Source organism: Bacillus sp. 5RYD7K (genome assembly GCF_059831465.1).
Window position 1 is genome coordinate 2,804,889 of the sequence record NZ_CP191200.1, and the last position, 14,416, is coordinate 2,819,304.

Here is a 14,416-nt window from a genome sequence, read left to right on the forward strand (position 1 = left end):
TAATTATCCTAAGTACGTTTACCTTGTGTTCACTTAAATAGGTGAGCTTAATGACAAAGATAAAAAAAGATGAAAAGACTGGCACGTATTACTTTGTTTATTCAGGTGGAACACATCCTATAACCAAAAAGAGAATTCAGCGTAAAAGAAAAGGCATGAAAACTTATAGAGAAGCTGAAGAGAAATTAAAGCAGGTTATCATTGAAGTTGAAAAAGAAAAGCAGTACCTGCCTAAGATTACAGATACCTTTGGGAGCTATGCAGAAACATGGCTAGAGAGTAAAAGGGTCAAGAGATCAAGTACGTACATTAATTATAAGGAGATTCTTGATTACAATGTGCTGCCTTACCTAGCTGATTACAAATTTGATGAACTGACCGAAGAGATACTTCAGAAACAAATTAACACTCTTTATTTTGACAGGAAAGTTTCACCGGATGGAATAAGAAGGGCAGTACAGTTGACCAGGAGCATATTCAAGAAAGCAGCAAGAAGACGAAAGCTTGATGTGAGCGTATTTGAAGAATTGAATTTGCCTAGTGAAAATAAAAGGGTAGATACATGGACACCTGAAGAAATAACACGCTTTTTAGATGTCTCGCAAATCAAACGGCCATCAAGACACTACATTGGTTATGAAATATCCATTAAAACCGGAATGCGAATGGGTGAAGTATTGGGCTTAGAATGGAAAAGCATCAACTGGGAAGAACGGTATGTAACCATTCGTCAAACACTATGTAAGATAGATGAAAAAGGAAATTACGGTTTAATGCCAGAGGTTAAGACCATTAATTCTTATAGGAAGATTAGTATTCCAAAGTCACTCTGTGAAAGTTTACTGAAGCATAAGCGCCTTGTTGAAAGGGATAAGAAAGAAGCTGGAGCAAAGTACAATGATCTTGACTTAGTGGTGTGTACGAAAATGGGGAATTGGCTACCGCCTTGTAATTGGAGAAGGGGATTTCATTCAATACGAAAGCAACTGGGCTTGCCTAAAATTAAGCCACATGCATTAAGACACACACATGCTACGTATCTAATAAGTATCGGCGTGAATCCGAAAATTGTACAAGAACGGTTAGGCCATTCTGATATTAAACAAACATTAGGAACATACAGTCATGCTCTTCCATCAATGCAATTAGAAGCAGCAGATAAAATGGATTTATTGTTGAAACCGTGACCTCTCCTGTGACCTAGGAAAATAAAAAAGCGATGAGCTACGCTGTGTAAGGCTTTGCAGTACCTCCCTTAACACGCCACATTCGTGTGCGCCGCAAGGGCATGTGCATCGGCTTACACAATTCAGCTCATCGCTATATGAATATAGCATGGCGGCTGTAGAAATGCAAGAGATATTTTAATATATGTTATATCTGGCTTTGTTTTGCTAATCATCATGACTACTTGGTGTAAGGTTTTGTTCAAATTCTATGATCTTGCATAAAACAGTGCGACAAATGAAAGAGGTTCAGCTTATCTTATATCCTATGGTAAAATTTAGACGGAAAGAAGCGGAAAGGAGACGTAAATGAAGATATTTGAAGCAGACTCGTTCATTTCAGCCGCAGAAAAGCGGGCAAAACAATACAATCAGATTAGAGAACAATTTATCAATCTCAAGAAAGCTTTTCAGGGAATGGCTGACTTAGATGACAGTGAGTTTTCAGGTAGTGGCGCCGATAACATCAAAGCATTCTTCCAAGATCACGCTGGTGTCACAGACAGCTGGCTTGATCTGATCGATATGAAGATTGCTTTTCTTAACAGTCTTTCAGGAAAAGTAGCTGATGCCGGATTGGCCGATTCGTTTGTGGAAGAGTCATTTTTAGAACATGAGCTGATTCATGCGAAGAATAAATCACAAGCCATCATTCAGGAGCAGCGCAATGAAATGAAAGGTATCCTTGATGAAATCAGCGATATCATTCATCTTGAAGTTTTTTCGACAGAGGATGTCGATCAAAAGCTTGAGTCGGCAGATAAAAAAAGGAACGATACCATACATAAACTCGGAAAGCTTGATCATGATCTAATGAAAGAATACGCAGAAACCGAGGCAAATGAACAGTTCATTCAAGCAGATTTTCAACAGCTCCAAAATGCCACGGGAAAAGGGAAAAACGCAACACCACTTCACTATAACGCTAAGGCGTACAGAGAAAGTGACATACATAAGAAAAAAGGCGAGATTGCAAGACATTCAGATGCTTATTTGACAATGAAGAAGGAAGAAGCGAAAGAGCGGGAAATCAAGGATCTAAAGAAAAAGCTTGCTGATGGAGTAACTGATCCGGATGAATACTTAGAGATTGCGAAGAAAATCGGTTACGAAAACCTTGAACCTTCCCAGCAGCAATATGTCATTCAGCTTGAACAAGCAAAACAGATGGAAGAAGCCGGGGAAGTGACTTGGGATATTTTAAAAGGAGCCGGCGTCGGTCTTTATGATGTTGGGAAAGACACGGTAACCGGTTTGTGGCAGCTGATCAGCAAGCCTGATGAAGTTGTTGAAGGTATCGTAGGGGCAGTTGCTCATCCGATTAACACTTATAATGCCATTTCAACAGCTATTGAGGAATCGTATCAAAAAGATATGGTGAACGGAGATGCTTACTCCAGATCAAGATGGGTGACATATGCAATTGGTTCAGCAGCTGTGGCTGTAGTCGGAACGAAAGGCGCAGGAGCCGTTAACAAGGCTGATGCGGCGGGGAAGGTCATAAACAAGGCAGGACAGGCAGGGAAGAAACTTAAGGATGTAAACCTTCCAGATCTGCTTCCCTATAACCCGAAGTATAAACTTGCTCTGGCCGATAACGTACCATACAATGTGATTGACAGCCAAAATCTTAAAAATGAACTTTTGATCAATGCAAAGAAAATTCCGGATGGAACGAGAAAGCCGTTTACCGGTCAAGAAATAAACCTTCCTTGGTTAAATAAAGAAAAGTATGGTGCTTTTGAAATAGACGGCAAAGTAAAAGTTAAAGGACAAATTAGAGATGTAAGCCGTAGAGTCTATACCTTAAATGACATTGATATTAATCAAAAAACTCCAAAAGGAAAAACCAACCTGGAATTAATGAAAGATGGTAAGTCTCCTTATGCTAAAGACGGAACACAGATTAACTTACATCACCTCATACAAGAAGAAAGTGGACCGTTGCTTGAGATACCTAATAGTTTACATACAAAGTATAGCGACGTAATACATGGCCTTAAAGGTAATGGAGAAAGCTTCAGGAATGATGTTTACCTGGAGAAACAGTACAATAATTTTAAGACAAGGTATTGGAAGTGGAGAGCAAAACAATATGAGAAAGAATAAGGGGTTATAAACAATGGATTTTTATTTGAAAGTAAAAGAATTCATAGCAGATAATGCAAAAGAAAAAGATTTTACGGGTGGGGTTGGAGAAGATAAAATTTTAAAAATTGAGCAAGATCTTCAAGTCGCGCTGCCAGATAGCTACAAATGGTTTCTTAGAAACTATGGTTCTGGCGGGGTTTATGGAATCGATTTATTAGGCTATGATTTTGGCGGTGCTTCAGTTGTAGAAACAACCAGGGAATATCATGAATATAGGGGGTTGCCAAGTGGCTTAGTAGTCATAGAACATGTTGATTTTTTTGGGTATTGCTTAGATACCAATAAAATCAACAGTGAAGGAGAATGTCCAGTTGTTATTTGGAGTGAATTCGGTGGCTATAAAGAACTTAATTCTGCCCATTTTATAAAGTTCTTTTATGAAAGACTTCATGAGATGAAAGAAAACTGGGAAGAAGATGAAGACTGGGACGATTAATAAAAGAAAGCTCTCTTTTAGAGAGCTTTTTTCAGGCTTATTCTTTAACAGGATTTACAATGAGCAAACAGGCATTGCTCAAAATACTCGCGGCACCTATCCAAAGCAGCCATTGTGTTTCGGTCAGCCACGAGGCAGTTAGGATAAAGAGTCCAATGGCAATTGATATATAATTGCCGGCTCGGTCCAGTTTGCGTTTGCAATGAATTTTATATTTGGCATGAGAAATAAATTGATCAATTTTATCTTTCAGCTCATAGCTTTTTTCCTTTATCTTATTCTCTGCCTCTTTTACTTTTCGATAAAGCATATTATTCATCGTCTGCACTCCCGTATCGCCGTTTTGAAAATTCAGCCATGATTTTTTCTTCATAGCCATCTAAGATGAATTGAGCCTGGTCTTCAACTTTCAAATGTGCTTTTCCTTCAAAACCATCCTGTTTTTCACCATCAAAACGATAAAGTTTTTGCAATAGCCTCCAGAATGTTTCAACTTCTTCAGTTGTGAACTCATGAAACATATCCGCTAAAAAATAGATGGATTTTTCTGAACAGGAAATTAACGCTTTTTTTCCTTCAGGGGTAATCTCAATATTGATTGAACGTTTATCCTGTTTACTTGATACAGTGCGAACATATCCTTTTTTCGCGAGGCTTGAAATTAATTTGTTAGCGGTTTGTTTTGTTGTGCCCAGCTTTTTAGCGATATTCATAAGTGTGGTATCTTCCGTCGGTAAATGGGCAATAGCGATAAGAGTCATGTGCTGTCGGGAAGTCAACATGTCTAAGTATTCGTCTCCGCGAGTTTGCACCTTATTGACGACCGAAAACAGTGATGCGTAACTTTGTTGCATAAAATGCAGTTCTTTCATTAGTAAATTAATATCCATAAGTGATCTCCAATCTAAATTGTCACCATGTTGACAATTACAATATACATCGAAATAGGAAATAAGTCAACTTGGTGACTAAAAGGGGGGAGGTATGGCTGTTTTACTAATGTCACAGGCAGTCGGAGTGTTTTCAAAAGGTGAAATAAGTATAATAAATGCGAGAAGGTGTTTGACATGCAGAAAGTGAACTGGTCAGAACAGTATGAATGGTTCAATAAACAGGATGAAAAAGACGGGCGTTTAATGGCGGTCCTTCGTCATGAGCTTGCATACGAGGAAGTCATACGGTTATATACGAAAGGGTTTTATTTGAGATCCAAAGAAGGGGATGTTTCGTTAAGTAAGAACGATATCTCTCGTATGTTTGGGGTTGAAGAGAGGCAGGGCGGCAAATCTTAATGAACGGGAAGAGAAGAACTCTCTTCCCGCTATTCACGGCAGCTGTTATTCTTTTTCCAGCATGGAAGTCAGCCATTCTCTTAATGCAGTTTTCTGTACATACCGCTTTCCGTTTCTGGTGATATGCGGAATGTCGGAAGTGTCAGGCACGATATGTTTTGCTTCTTCCTTAGTCACGCCTAAATAATAGCCAATATAATAGTGTAAGTCTTTTTCTTTAATGAGAATTTGGTCAGTGTGTTCATGAGGATCAGGTGATTTAAAGTTTTTTAATCCGTCTCCTATGAAATATCCGGCTAAAGCGATGCCAATGCCGGTAATGATATCCATACAGCAAACCTCCAATAAAAGTCATTATGTTTTATACGGTCTCCGCCGAAAGGATTCACCTTCAGTAAGAGCGGGGGAGCTTATTTTTGCTTTCCGATCTTTTCCACCTGCACCTTTCCGGAGAAGAAAACAGCGCCTCCGCCCATATCTGCAAGCCGATCGGGAGTGAGTGAATTGACCAGCTGTTTTTTATCATCCGCGTCGGCCCAAAGACCTTGGCTGACTGCAACGCCGGGAAGCACCTGTTCGCCGACTGAAGCTGTCAATTCACATTCGCCGCGGTTGTTCCAAATTCTCACGGTTTCCCCGTCTTCGATGTTCCGGCGCTCAGCATCTTTTGTATGAATAAAAAGCTTTGGCGCTTTTTCCAGTTTTACGTGTTTTTCATTATTCGAAAATGTCGAGTTTAAAAAGTTATGATTCGGTCCCGGGACAAATAACAGCGGGAAATTATCATCACTCTCAAGAGGGATGTGCGTCGGCAGCGCCGGATAACCGTCCTGTTTCATCTTTTCAGAATATAACTCAATTTTTCCGCTCGGTGTCTTGAGCTTGCCCGGAAAAAGCGGTTTTTTCCGTTTCGCTCTCATGAAAGAATGGGATGAAAGCGAATCGTAATCAATATCCTCGATATACGGATTGGCGGGAAAGTCCAGCGCCTGTCTGATTAATTCTTCATCGGAATCCTGAAGCTCCTGCTCGGTAAAGCCCATCGCCCCGGCAAGCAAACGGAACACTTCCGTATTCGATTTGCTGTCCCCATATGGTTCGATCACCGGTTTTTGCAGCTGAATAAAATGGTGCCAGTAAGACGTGTAAAAATCCGTGTTTTCAAAAGCAGATGCAGCAGGGAGAACGATATCCGCATATTTGGCGGTTTCCGTTAAAAACAGATCGTGAACGACTGTAAATAAATCGTCCCGCTGCAGGCCTTTTCTGACTTTATTCGCTTCCGGCGCAACTACCGCGGGATTGGTTCCGTAAATAAACAAGGAGCGCACGGGCGGTTTTGTTTCTAAAAGAACGCTTCCGAGCCTGTTCATGTTAAATGATCTTGGCTTCCTGCCGTAAAGCAGATCAGGCCGCTGGAGCGCTTGTCTGTTATAGTTTAATACCGCGCTGTTGTGCTTGATTGCGCCTCCCCCGGTGCGGAGCCACTGTCCTGTCACAGCCGGAAGGCAGGCGACGGTGCGGACGATCATACCGCCATTGTCATGGTGCTGAATGCCGTTTCCGATTCTGATAAGGGAAGGGGAGGTTTCCCCGTACATTCTCGCAAGGCGTCTGATATCGTCTGCTTTAACGCCTGTCATAACAGAAACCGTTTCCGGATCATACTGTTTGACATGCGCTTTTAATTCTTCACTGCCTTCGGTGTATTCTGTGAGAAATGCTTCATCGTGAAGGTTCTCGGCAAATAAAACATGCATGATACCGAGAGCGAGTGCGGCATCTGTGCCGGGGCGAATGGGAATAAACCAATCGGCAAGCCGGCCTGTTTGGTTCTTATGTACATCGATAACGACAATCTTAGCTCCTTTTTTCCGGGCTTTTTGAGCAATCATGACCTGATGCATATTCGTGCTGACGGCATTGATTCCCCAAAAAATAAAGAGCTTTGCATGTATGGTCTCTTCCGGGTCAGTACCCGCGCCTTCTCCCATTGTATAGTTATAGCCCTCAGATCCGGCTTTGCTGCAGATCGTCCGTTCGAGCTGGCTCGCCCCAAGTCGGTGAAAAAAACGGCGGTCCATTCCCTCTGCCGCCAGTTTTCCCATATTACCGTAAAAGCTGTACGGGAGAATGCTTTCCGCTCCTTCTTCGGCAATAAGCTCTTTCCAGCGCGCACTGATCGTATTGATTGCTTCGTCCCATGAAATAGGCGTAAACACGGCTTCACCTTTTTCGCCGATCCGTTTTAACGGGACGGTTAAACGTTTTTCATCATAAATGCGCTCAGCCATGTGTCTGACTTTGTTGCAAATATTCCCTGATGTGACGGGGTGATCCGGGTCTCCCTGAATGTTAACGATTTTTCCGTCCTTTTTTGTCACAAGTAAGCCGCATTGATCGGGACAGTCCAGTGAGCACACCGATTTAAAGACCCCGTTTGGCTGTTTTGCAGCAGAATTCATAGCCCATTTCTCCTCTTTTTTTATATTGTAAGCATTATAACATTTCGAAATAGATCGTCAATTCAGAAAAAAAGTGTTGACATCACGGAAAGACTTATCTATGATGAGTTTATTCTTTTAAAAGCCTGACAATTTCATCATTTTATTTTCTATCAAGAGAGGTGGAGGGACTGGCCCTATGAAACCTCGGCAACATTTATTGTGCCAATTCCAGCAAGCGTATGCTTGAAAGATAGGAAAGAATGGTCTATACATATTTGTGCGCTTCAAGCGGATAAAGACGGTATATGAATCTCTTTCCTTCTTCGGGGAAAGAGATTTTTTTGTGAAAAAATTTATGTGAAAAGGATGTTTTGCACCATGACGGTTTTAATTACCGCACCCTATCACGACGAGGGGCTGAAGGAGCTGACAGATCTGTTCGGGCGGACTGTGCACCTGCCGTGGAAGAAGCACGGCCGGGCCTATCGGGAAGATGAATTAATCTGGATGATTCAAGAGACAAACGCGTCGGGGCTTATTACCGAACTTGATGAGGTATCAGAGCGAGTGATTGATATATTGCCGGATTCCGCTTTTATCGGCGTCTGCAGAGGGATGCCGTCTAATGTGGATATCACGGCGGCGACTAAAAGAAATATCCCTGTCTTCTATACACCGGCCCGCAATGCCCAGGCTGTTGCTGAAATGTTTATCGGAAATGTCATTTCGTTTTTGCGCCACACGTATTCTTCTCATCAGTGGCTGAAGGACGGGAAGTGGAATGGTGATTATTTGCAGGCTTACGTCAAATTCAGGGGAAATGAGCTGACGGGGAAAACAGTCGGCCTGATCGGTTTCGGAGCTGTCGGACAGAGAATCGCCCGGCTGTTGACGGCTTTTGACTGCAAGGTGCTGTACTATGACCCCTTTGTCAATCATGAGAACCGGGAGTATGAAAAAACGACGATTGAACGGGTATTTTCTGAAAGTGATATTGTCTCCGTTCATTTGCCGCGCACCGATGAAACCATCGGCCTGATCGGCGCCCGGCATTTTCAATTGATGAAGCAAGAAGCTGTTTTTGTCAATACATCAAGAGCGGCGGTTACAGACAGAAAAGAGCTGCTGCGGGTGCTGAAAGAACGGCGGATTAAGGGAGCGATCCTTGACGTGTTTTATCACGAACCGCCTGAATCTTCTGATTATGAATTGATCTCTTTGCCGAATGTGTTAGCGACTCCCCATTTAGCGGGCGCAACATTTGAAGTGGAGGATCATCATGTGAAGATTTTAAATGAAGCGCTTTTCAAATGGAAACAAGATCAAACCTGCTCAATACGTGAACTTTATAACAAAAGAGAACTTGAGATGGAAGGATAGAAAAAGGAGGAGGCTGTAATGGCTGAACAAAAAGGCTACCTTGTATTTGACATCGGGACTGGGAATGCGCGAGTCGCGGTTGTGACTGCCGGCGGCGATGTGACAGCATTGGAAAGGGAAGACATTGAATATGTGACGGATCCGCTTTATCCGGACGGACGATATTTCTCACCGGAAGGGTTATGGAAGCAAATCAGCGCTATGGCAAGGAAGGTTATTGCCAAAAGCCCACATATTACATTAATCGGAATCACCTCAACAAGCCAGAGGCAGGGAATTGTTCTGATTAATAAAGATAAAAAGGCGTTTCTCGGTCTGCCCAACATTGATAATAGAGGGCGCGAATGGGAGGGAGAGATCGAGTTAAAAGAAGAAGTACATCAGCGCGCCGGACGCCTTCCGAGCGCTTTATTTTCCGCCATGAAACTTGTCGGGTTAAAAAAAAGACAGCCGTCATTATGGAAAGAAGTGAAGTACATCACAAGCATCAGTGACTGGGTGACATTTGAGCTGAGCGGTATTTTAAGCTATGAACCGTCACAGGCTGCTGAAACACTGCTGTTTGACGTAAGGAAAAAGGCGTGGTCAGAGAAATTATGCAACATCTTCGGGGTGCCTTCTGCCATTCTTCCTTCACTCGTCCGATCTGGGACGGTGGTCGGAATGTTAACGTTTAAGAAAGCGGCGGTTCTCGGTCTTTCTGAAAGAGTGCCTGTGATTGCAGGCGGGGGAGACACACAGCTTGCCATCAAAAGTGCAGATGCAAAGCCCGGAGATATCGTCATCGTATCCGGCACAACGACGCCGATTACAAAGATAACAGCGGAGACCGGAACCGAAAGTTTAGAGAATGCATGGCTGAATTGCCATACAGAAGAAGGTCAATGGCTTCTTGAAACGAATCCGGGTGTAACGGGACTCAATTATCAAAAATTAAAATCCATTTTTTATCCGAATGAATCCTACAGCGTCATGGAACGGGAAATCGCCAGTCTGCCGAAACATGATCAAGCTTGTGTTTCAGCGTTAGGCTCCTATTTATCGTCTGAGAAAAACGCACTCGCAAAAGGCGGATTTATTTTTGATGCCCCGCTGTCCCAAAGTTTAAGCCGAGCGCATTTTGTCAAAGCCGCTCTGATGGAAATCGCTTTTTCAATCAAATGGAACTATGAGGCGTTAACACAGGTGTCTTCCTTTTCACAAGATGATGTGAAGGTGTGCGGCGGCGGTTTCCAAAGTGATGCTTTGACGCAGTTTCTTGCTAACCTTCTCCAAAAGAAAATCTATAAGAGAGAAGGCTTCAGCCAGGCATCCGTAATGGGGGCGGCGATGATCTGCAACGAAGCTCTCGGTGTGAAAGAAGAACTTTCGAACCGCATAAAGGTAATTGAACCGGAATCGGATCAGACGGATCTCTTCCAATATGAAGAATGGAAACAGACGCAAAAATTATTTGCGCATTTTCAGCCCAGCGGTGAAAGCCTGACTTGGGGATGAGATGACAACATGAAAGATTGCTGAGGAGGAACAAAAAATGCTTAATAAAATAGGAATTCCGAAACAGCTTGCCTGGGGATTTTTAGGGGTCGTGCTGTTTATGATGGGGGACGGCCTTGAACAAGGCTGGCTCAGCCCGTTTTTAGTTGAAAACGGCTTGACGGTACAGCAATCAGCATCCCTGTTTACGGTTTACGGTATTTCTCTCGCTGTGGCGTCTTGGTTTTCAGGCGTCTGTCTCGAAGCCTTCGGCGCAAAGCGGACGATGTTTATGGGGCTGTTATTTTACGTTATCGGAACAGCCGCGTTTATCGCATACGGATTTGAAAATCTTAATTTGCCGGTGATGTATGTCACGTATTTTATTAAAGGGCTGGGCTATCCGCTGTTTGCCTATTCTTTTTTGACATGGGTGATTTACCGGTCGCCGAAAAGCAAGCTCAGTACGGCGGTCGGCTGGTTCTGGATTGCTTATTGCTGCGGCATGTTTGTATTCGGAGCCTGGTATTCTAGCTGGGCCATCAAATCTTTCGGCTATTTGAATACGCTGTGGAGTTCGATTTTTTGGGTATGCCTCGGCGCGTTTTTTGCTTTGATTTTAAATAGGGACCGCTTTGAAAAGAAAAAGGCAGATAAGCGGGAAAAGGCGCAGGAATTAATGAAGGGAATCACCATCCTTGCTGAAAATCCGCGCGTGCTCTCTGGGGGGATCATTCGGATCATTAACAGCATCGGTACATACGGATTTCCGGTATTTCTCCCAATGCATATGGCGCAGCACGGCATTTCTACAAATGTTTGGCTGCAGATTTGGGGCACGATCTTTCTTGGCAATATCGTCTTTAACTTAATCTTCGGCACAGTCGGCGATGCGTTCGGCTGGAAAAAGACAGTCATGTGGTTCGGGGGAGCGGGCTGCGGCATTTTTACCCTTTTATTATATTATGCTCCTGTTGTATCACATGGGAACTTGCTTTTCGTCAGCATTGTCGGCTTTATTTGGGGAGGGCTTCTGGCCGGATTCGTTCCGATCGGAGCTATCGTGCCGACAGCGGCGGGCAGCGATAAAGGTGCTGCCATGTCTGTGTTAAATCTGGCCGCGGGCCTGTCGGCATTTGTCGGACCCGCGCTTGCCTGGGCGTTTATCGGGCTTGTCGGCACACAAGGTGTAGTATGGATTTTCGCAGCACTCTATTTCGCAAGTGCAATCCTGACAAATCAAATTAAAATACCTGAAGAGAAAACGGCAAAACACGATAAATCATTGCCTGAATATGCTTCTTAACAGAAACGCCCCGAAGGCTCGGGGCGTTTTTTACAGCTTCTGAAGAAACCCGGCAAAGCGCTGAATTTGTTCACGTAACGATTGTTTGTTTTCGTGAAATTGTTTGAAACGATGTCCGTTTGCGCCGGACGGATGGGGGAAGCCTTCCAAAATGAATGCATGATTCATCCTCCCGTTCTTCTTCAGCATGCGGCAGGCGGATTCTGCTGCTTTACCGAGAGGGACGAGCAGAATGTCCTTTTTCATCATTTCTATTTCGTCCGGAAAATATTTCAGCGCATAACGGCTGAGAAGAGCTGACCTGCTGATGGGCGGCTGATGTCCCGTATAGTTTTTCTGTTGATAAAAAACAGGGTGTTTGATAACGGATGTCGTATGAAGCAGCCCCCGTTTTGCACCAAATAAACAGGATGAATTCTCAACTCGGAGGGCGGCCGGCAGACCGCATTCATTAAGCATTTCGATCATGTGCTGCCTCATGGAACCGGAAAGCCCGGCCGCTTTTTTTGTCTCATATGCTATCATCTCAAGAGATTCGCCGTTTTTTAAAAGCTGTGCCGCTGCTTTGTAAGCCCGCTGCATCTGAAAAAAACCGGGTGTAATTCCGGAGATGACAACTGCAGCATGAGGGTTGATATACTCATTATGAGGCGAATAATACATATCCAGATCTCCGTCTTTTGCTAAATGGAACTCCGGAGTCAGCAAATCCGATTTTGTAAATTCTCCCGAAGATGATAATGCTTTAAGCTGGCGCAAAAAATGTGCAAGCCGCTCACGATTGCAAATCATATTATGCCTCCTTGAACCCGCTCATTCTCTTAGTGTCAGCAAAAACGGCGGATGGCATGCAGGCTCATAAATCGCTTTTACCGGCGTTCCAGAGCATCTTCAGAACATGAGGCGTTCCTTTTGCTTCGGCAGCCGTCGTTTGCACGGCTGTTTTTTTAGTAAGAAAGTCTTCCTGCAGTTCTTTCTGCTTTTGTGATAACAGACGGGTTTCTGTTTTGATTTCTTCAACGGACGTCTGCATGGACGCTGCCGTGACGTTAATCTTCTTTATATCAGGCGCTGTCTTTCTTTTAAAACGCACGGCTGATACGGCTAAATAAACCAAGGCGGCAGCCGCAACGGCAGCACTGATATACAAAATGATAATCATCTGCTTTTCACTCCTTTTTTCAGTTGATACCCTTTATGGAGACTGTTGAATCTTTTTATTTGCTAATTGTTTTTTTTCTGCTTATAATGTGAAATCGTACATAAGGACATTCAGAAAGGGTGAAAGACATGGAAAGCATACAGAACAAAACGGCTCTTATCACGGGTGCGGGCAGAGGAATCGGCCGCGCCGCCGCTATTGCTTTAGCGAAAGAAGGAGTCAATATCGGTTTAATCGGCCGCACTGAAGCAAATGTTAAAAAGGTTGCAGAAGAAGTGGAAGCCCTTGGTGTAAAGGCATCATTCGCTTCTGCCGATGTGAAAAGTCAAAAAGAGGTCGAACAAGCCGTTGCATCTATTAAAGGAGATCTCGGTGAGATTGACATCCTGATTAACAATGCCGGAATCAGCAAATTCGGCGGATTTTTAGATCTTACGCCAGAAGAGTGGGAAGACATCATTCAAGTGAATGTAATGGGTGTGTACCATGTGACACGCGCCGTTCTTCCTGAAATGATTGAAAGAAAATCAGGAGATATCATTAATATTTCCTCTACGGCTGGCCAAAGAGGCGCCGCGGCGACAAGTGCGTACAGCGCTTCGAAATTTGCCGTTCTCGGTCTGACTGAATCTCTCATGCAGGAAGTGAGAAAACACAATATCCGTGTCAGCGCAATGACTCCGAGCACGGTTGCCAGCGATATGTCAATTGAATTAAATCTGACAGACGGCAATCCGGAAAAAGTCATGCAGCCTGAGGATCTTGCAGAATATATGGTTGCTCAATTGAAATTACATCCGCGCATTTTCGTCAAAACTGCCGGTTTATGGTCAACCAATCCTTAAAAAAACGGGATCTGTCTTTTTAGACAGGTCTTTTTTTGTTTCCTTAAAACTGAATGAGCAGATATAAAGGATTTGTGCGAAAAAAGGAATGAAAAAGAAACCGATATCAGTTATAATTTAAACTAAATAAACTATGTACCAAATGTTCAATTATATTTTTTCTCCGCCGTTCAAAAAAACAAATCAATACAAATTAAACTGTTCGCACAATGAAAGGGAAAACGGAATATAAAGAGAATATTTAGTACATGGAATAATTTGTTAGAGGGAAGGGTGTGCACATATTGAAAGAAGAAAAAAGAAGTTCAACCGGTTTTTTAGTGAAACAAAGGGCTTTTTTAAAGCTTTACATGATTACAATGACAGAGCAGGAACGGCTTTACGGACTAAAGCTTCTCGAGGTGCTGCGCTCCGAATTTAAACCCATCGGTTTTAAGCCGAATCATACTGAGGTATACCGTTCACTCCACGAACTCTTGGATGACGGGATCTTAAAACAGGTAAAGGTCAAAAAAGAAGGAGCCAAACTCCAGGAAGTCGTTCTCTATCAATTTAAAGACTATGAAGCTGCGAAGCTTTACAAAAAACAGCTTAAGACAGAGCTTGACCGCTGCAAAAAGCTGATAGAAAAAGCCCTTTCCGATAATTTTTAAATCTGTCCGGAACACACCCCGCCGCCCGGGCTCAGGCGGGGT

15 protein-coding genes and 1 riboswitch are annotated in these 14,416 nt (G+C 43.3%); of the genes, 9 read left to right on the top strand and 6 right to left on the bottom strand.

What is annotated here, in order from left to right; genetic code table 11:
• Positions 1-50: 50 nt before the first annotated feature.
• The 3 genes from ACQE26_RS14335 to ACQE26_RS14345 all read left to right on the top strand — a co-directional run bounded on the left by ACQE26_RS14335 (position 51) and on the right by ACQE26_RS14345 (position 3,813).
• Entirely contained in the window at positions 51-1,187 is a 1,137-nt protein-coding gene (locus ACQE26_RS14335) for a site-specific integrase (protein WP_060962613.1), read from the top strand.
• 348 nt (positions 1,188-1,535) lie between these two features.
• Positions 1,536-3,335, top strand: a complete 1,800-nt coding sequence (locus ACQE26_RS14340) for a T7SS effector LXG polymorphic toxin (RefSeq protein ID WP_500469855.1) — start codon at positions 1,536-1,538, stop codon at positions 3,333-3,335.
• A gap of 13 nt (positions 3,336-3,348) precedes the next feature.
• Positions 3,349-3,813 carry an SMI1/KNR4 family protein gene (locus ACQE26_RS14345; RefSeq protein WP_500469857.1) on the top strand — a complete coding sequence of 155 codons (465 nt, stop codon included), beginning with the start codon at positions 3,349-3,351 and terminating at the stop codon, positions 3,811-3,813.
• Between the two features lie 37 nt (positions 3,814-3,850).
• Here ACQE26_RS14345 and ACQE26_RS14350 read toward each other — a convergent pair whose 3' ends face one another.
• Positions 3,851-4,132: a hypothetical protein gene (locus ACQE26_RS14350; protein ID WP_438420036.1), complete on the bottom strand. Its 282-nt coding sequence runs from the start codon at positions 4,130-4,132 to the stop codon at positions 3,851-3,853.
• Positions 4,125-4,703, bottom strand: a complete 579-nt coding sequence (locus ACQE26_RS14355; RefSeq protein ID WP_500469859.1) for a MarR family winged helix-turn-helix transcriptional regulator — start codon at positions 4,701-4,703, stop codon at positions 4,125-4,127. Before ACQE26_RS14355 ends, ACQE26_RS14350 begins: the two co-directional genes overlap by 8 nt.
• A 177-nt stretch (positions 4,704-4,880) precedes the next feature.
• Here ACQE26_RS14355 and ACQE26_RS14360 point away from each other — a divergent pair, with 177 nt between their 5' ends.
• Positions 4,881-5,105 carry a hypothetical protein gene (locus ACQE26_RS14360; protein ID WP_500469861.1) on the top strand — a complete coding sequence of 75 codons (225 nt, stop codon included), beginning with the start codon at positions 4,881-4,883 and terminating at the stop codon, positions 5,103-5,105.
• 45 nt (positions 5,106-5,150) lie between these two features.
• Here ACQE26_RS14360 and ACQE26_RS14365 read toward each other — a convergent pair whose 3' ends face one another.
• Entirely contained in the window at positions 5,151-5,435 is a 285-nt protein-coding gene (locus tag ACQE26_RS14365; protein WP_500469863.1) for a hypothetical protein, read from the bottom strand.
• An 80-nt stretch (positions 5,436-5,515) separates the two neighbouring features.
• Positions 5,516-7,570: a molybdopterin oxidoreductase family protein gene (locus ACQE26_RS14370; protein WP_500469865.1), complete on the bottom strand. Its 2,055-nt coding sequence runs from the start codon at positions 7,568-7,570 to the stop codon at positions 5,516-5,518.
• 146 nt (positions 7,571-7,716) lie between these two features.
• Positions 7,717-7,809, top strand: a riboswitch (SAM riboswitch).
• Positions 7,810-7,930: 121 nt separating this feature from the next.
• On the opposite strand from ACQE26_RS14370, the gene ACQE26_RS14375 reads away from it, so the two are divergent.
• The 3 genes from ACQE26_RS14375 to ACQE26_RS14385 are packed head-to-tail and all read left to right on the top strand — an operon-like array spanning position 7,931 to position 11,714.
• A complete protein-coding gene (locus ACQE26_RS14375; RefSeq protein WP_500469867.1) occupies positions 7,931-8,932 on the top strand; it encodes a 2-hydroxyacid dehydrogenase in 1,002 nt (333 codons plus the stop codon).
• 18 nt (positions 8,933-8,950) lie between these two features.
• Positions 8,951-10,429: an FGGY-family carbohydrate kinase gene (locus tag ACQE26_RS14380; protein ID WP_500469869.1), complete on the top strand. Its 1,479-nt coding sequence runs from the start codon at positions 8,951-8,953 to the stop codon at positions 10,427-10,429.
• A gap of 37 nt (positions 10,430-10,466) precedes the next feature.
• Positions 10,467-11,714, top strand: a complete 1,248-nt coding sequence (locus ACQE26_RS14385; protein ID WP_500469871.1) for an RbtT/DalT/CsbX family MFS transporter — start codon at positions 10,467-10,469, stop codon at positions 11,712-11,714.
• A gap of 30 nt (positions 11,715-11,744) precedes the next feature.
• Here the strand turns inward: ACQE26_RS14385 and ACQE26_RS14390 are convergent, their stop codons facing one another.
• Positions 11,745-12,506: a hypothetical protein gene (locus tag ACQE26_RS14390; RefSeq protein WP_500469873.1), complete on the bottom strand. Its 762-nt coding sequence runs from the start codon at positions 12,504-12,506 to the stop codon at positions 11,745-11,747.
• Positions 12,507-12,570: 64 nt separating this feature from the next.
• Positions 12,571-12,876, bottom strand: a complete 306-nt coding sequence (locus tag ACQE26_RS14395; protein ID WP_060962624.1) for a DUF948 domain-containing protein — start codon at positions 12,874-12,876, stop codon at positions 12,571-12,573.
• 128 nt (positions 12,877-13,004) lie between these two features.
• Here ACQE26_RS14395 and ACQE26_RS14400 point away from each other — a divergent pair, with 128 nt between their 5' ends.
• Together ACQE26_RS14400 and rtp are read left to right on the top strand one after the other, a co-directional pair.
• A complete protein-coding gene (locus ACQE26_RS14400) occupies positions 13,005-13,721 on the top strand; it encodes a 3-ketoacyl-ACP reductase (RefSeq protein WP_500469875.1) in 717 nt (238 codons plus the stop codon).
• A gap of 284 nt (positions 13,722-14,005) precedes the next feature.
• Positions 14,006-14,374, top strand: a complete 369-nt coding sequence (rtp, locus tag ACQE26_RS14405) for a replication termination protein (protein ID WP_016936568.1) — start codon at positions 14,006-14,008, stop codon at positions 14,372-14,374.
• Positions 14,375-14,416: the final 42 nt, after the last annotated feature.

Bases quoted from the DNA above. Each gene is read 5' to 3' on its own strand.
- ACQE26_RS14335 (WP_060962613.1), top strand. From the start codon at position 51: ATGACAAAGATAAAAAAAGATGAAAAGACTGGCACGTATTACTTTGTT.
- ACQE26_RS14340 (WP_500469855.1), top strand. From the start codon at position 1,536: ATGAAGATATTTGAAGCAGACTCGTTCATTTCAGCCGCAGAAAAGCGG.
- ACQE26_RS14345 (WP_500469857.1), top strand. From the start codon at position 3,349: ATGGATTTTTATTTGAAAGTAAAAGAATTCATAGCAGATAATGCAAAA.
- ACQE26_RS14350 (WP_438420036.1), bottom strand. From the start codon at position 4,132: ATGAATAATATGCTTTATCGAAAAGTAAAAGAGGCAGAGAATAAGATA.
- ACQE26_RS14355 (WP_500469859.1), bottom strand. From the start codon at position 4,703: ATGGATATTAATTTACTAATGAAAGAACTGCATTTTATGCAACAAAGT.
- ACQE26_RS14360 (WP_500469861.1), top strand. From the start codon at position 4,881: ATGCAGAAAGTGAACTGGTCAGAACAGTATGAATGGTTCAATAAACAG.
- ACQE26_RS14365 (WP_500469863.1), bottom strand. From the start codon at position 5,435: ATGGATATCATTACCGGCATTGGCATCGCTTTAGCCGGATATTTCATA.
- ACQE26_RS14370 (WP_500469865.1), bottom strand. From the start codon at position 7,570: ATGAATTCTGCTGCAAAACAGCCAAACGGGGTCTTTAAATCGGTGTGC.
- ACQE26_RS14375 (WP_500469867.1), top strand. From the start codon at position 7,931: ATGACGGTTTTAATTACCGCACCCTATCACGACGAGGGGCTGAAGGAG.
- ACQE26_RS14380 (WP_500469869.1), top strand. From the start codon at position 8,951: ATGGCTGAACAAAAAGGCTACCTTGTATTTGACATCGGGACTGGGAAT.
- ACQE26_RS14385 (WP_500469871.1), top strand. From the start codon at position 10,467: ATGCTTAATAAAATAGGAATTCCGAAACAGCTTGCCTGGGGATTTTTA.
- ACQE26_RS14390 (WP_500469873.1), bottom strand. From the start codon at position 12,506: ATGATTTGCAATCGTGAGCGGCTTGCACATTTTTTGCGCCAGCTTAAA.
- ACQE26_RS14395 (WP_060962624.1), bottom strand. From the start codon at position 12,876: ATGATTATCATTTTGTATATCAGTGCTGCCGTTGCGGCTGCCGCCTTG.
- ACQE26_RS14400 (WP_500469875.1), top strand. From the start codon at position 13,005: ATGGAAAGCATACAGAACAAAACGGCTCTTATCACGGGTGCGGGCAGA.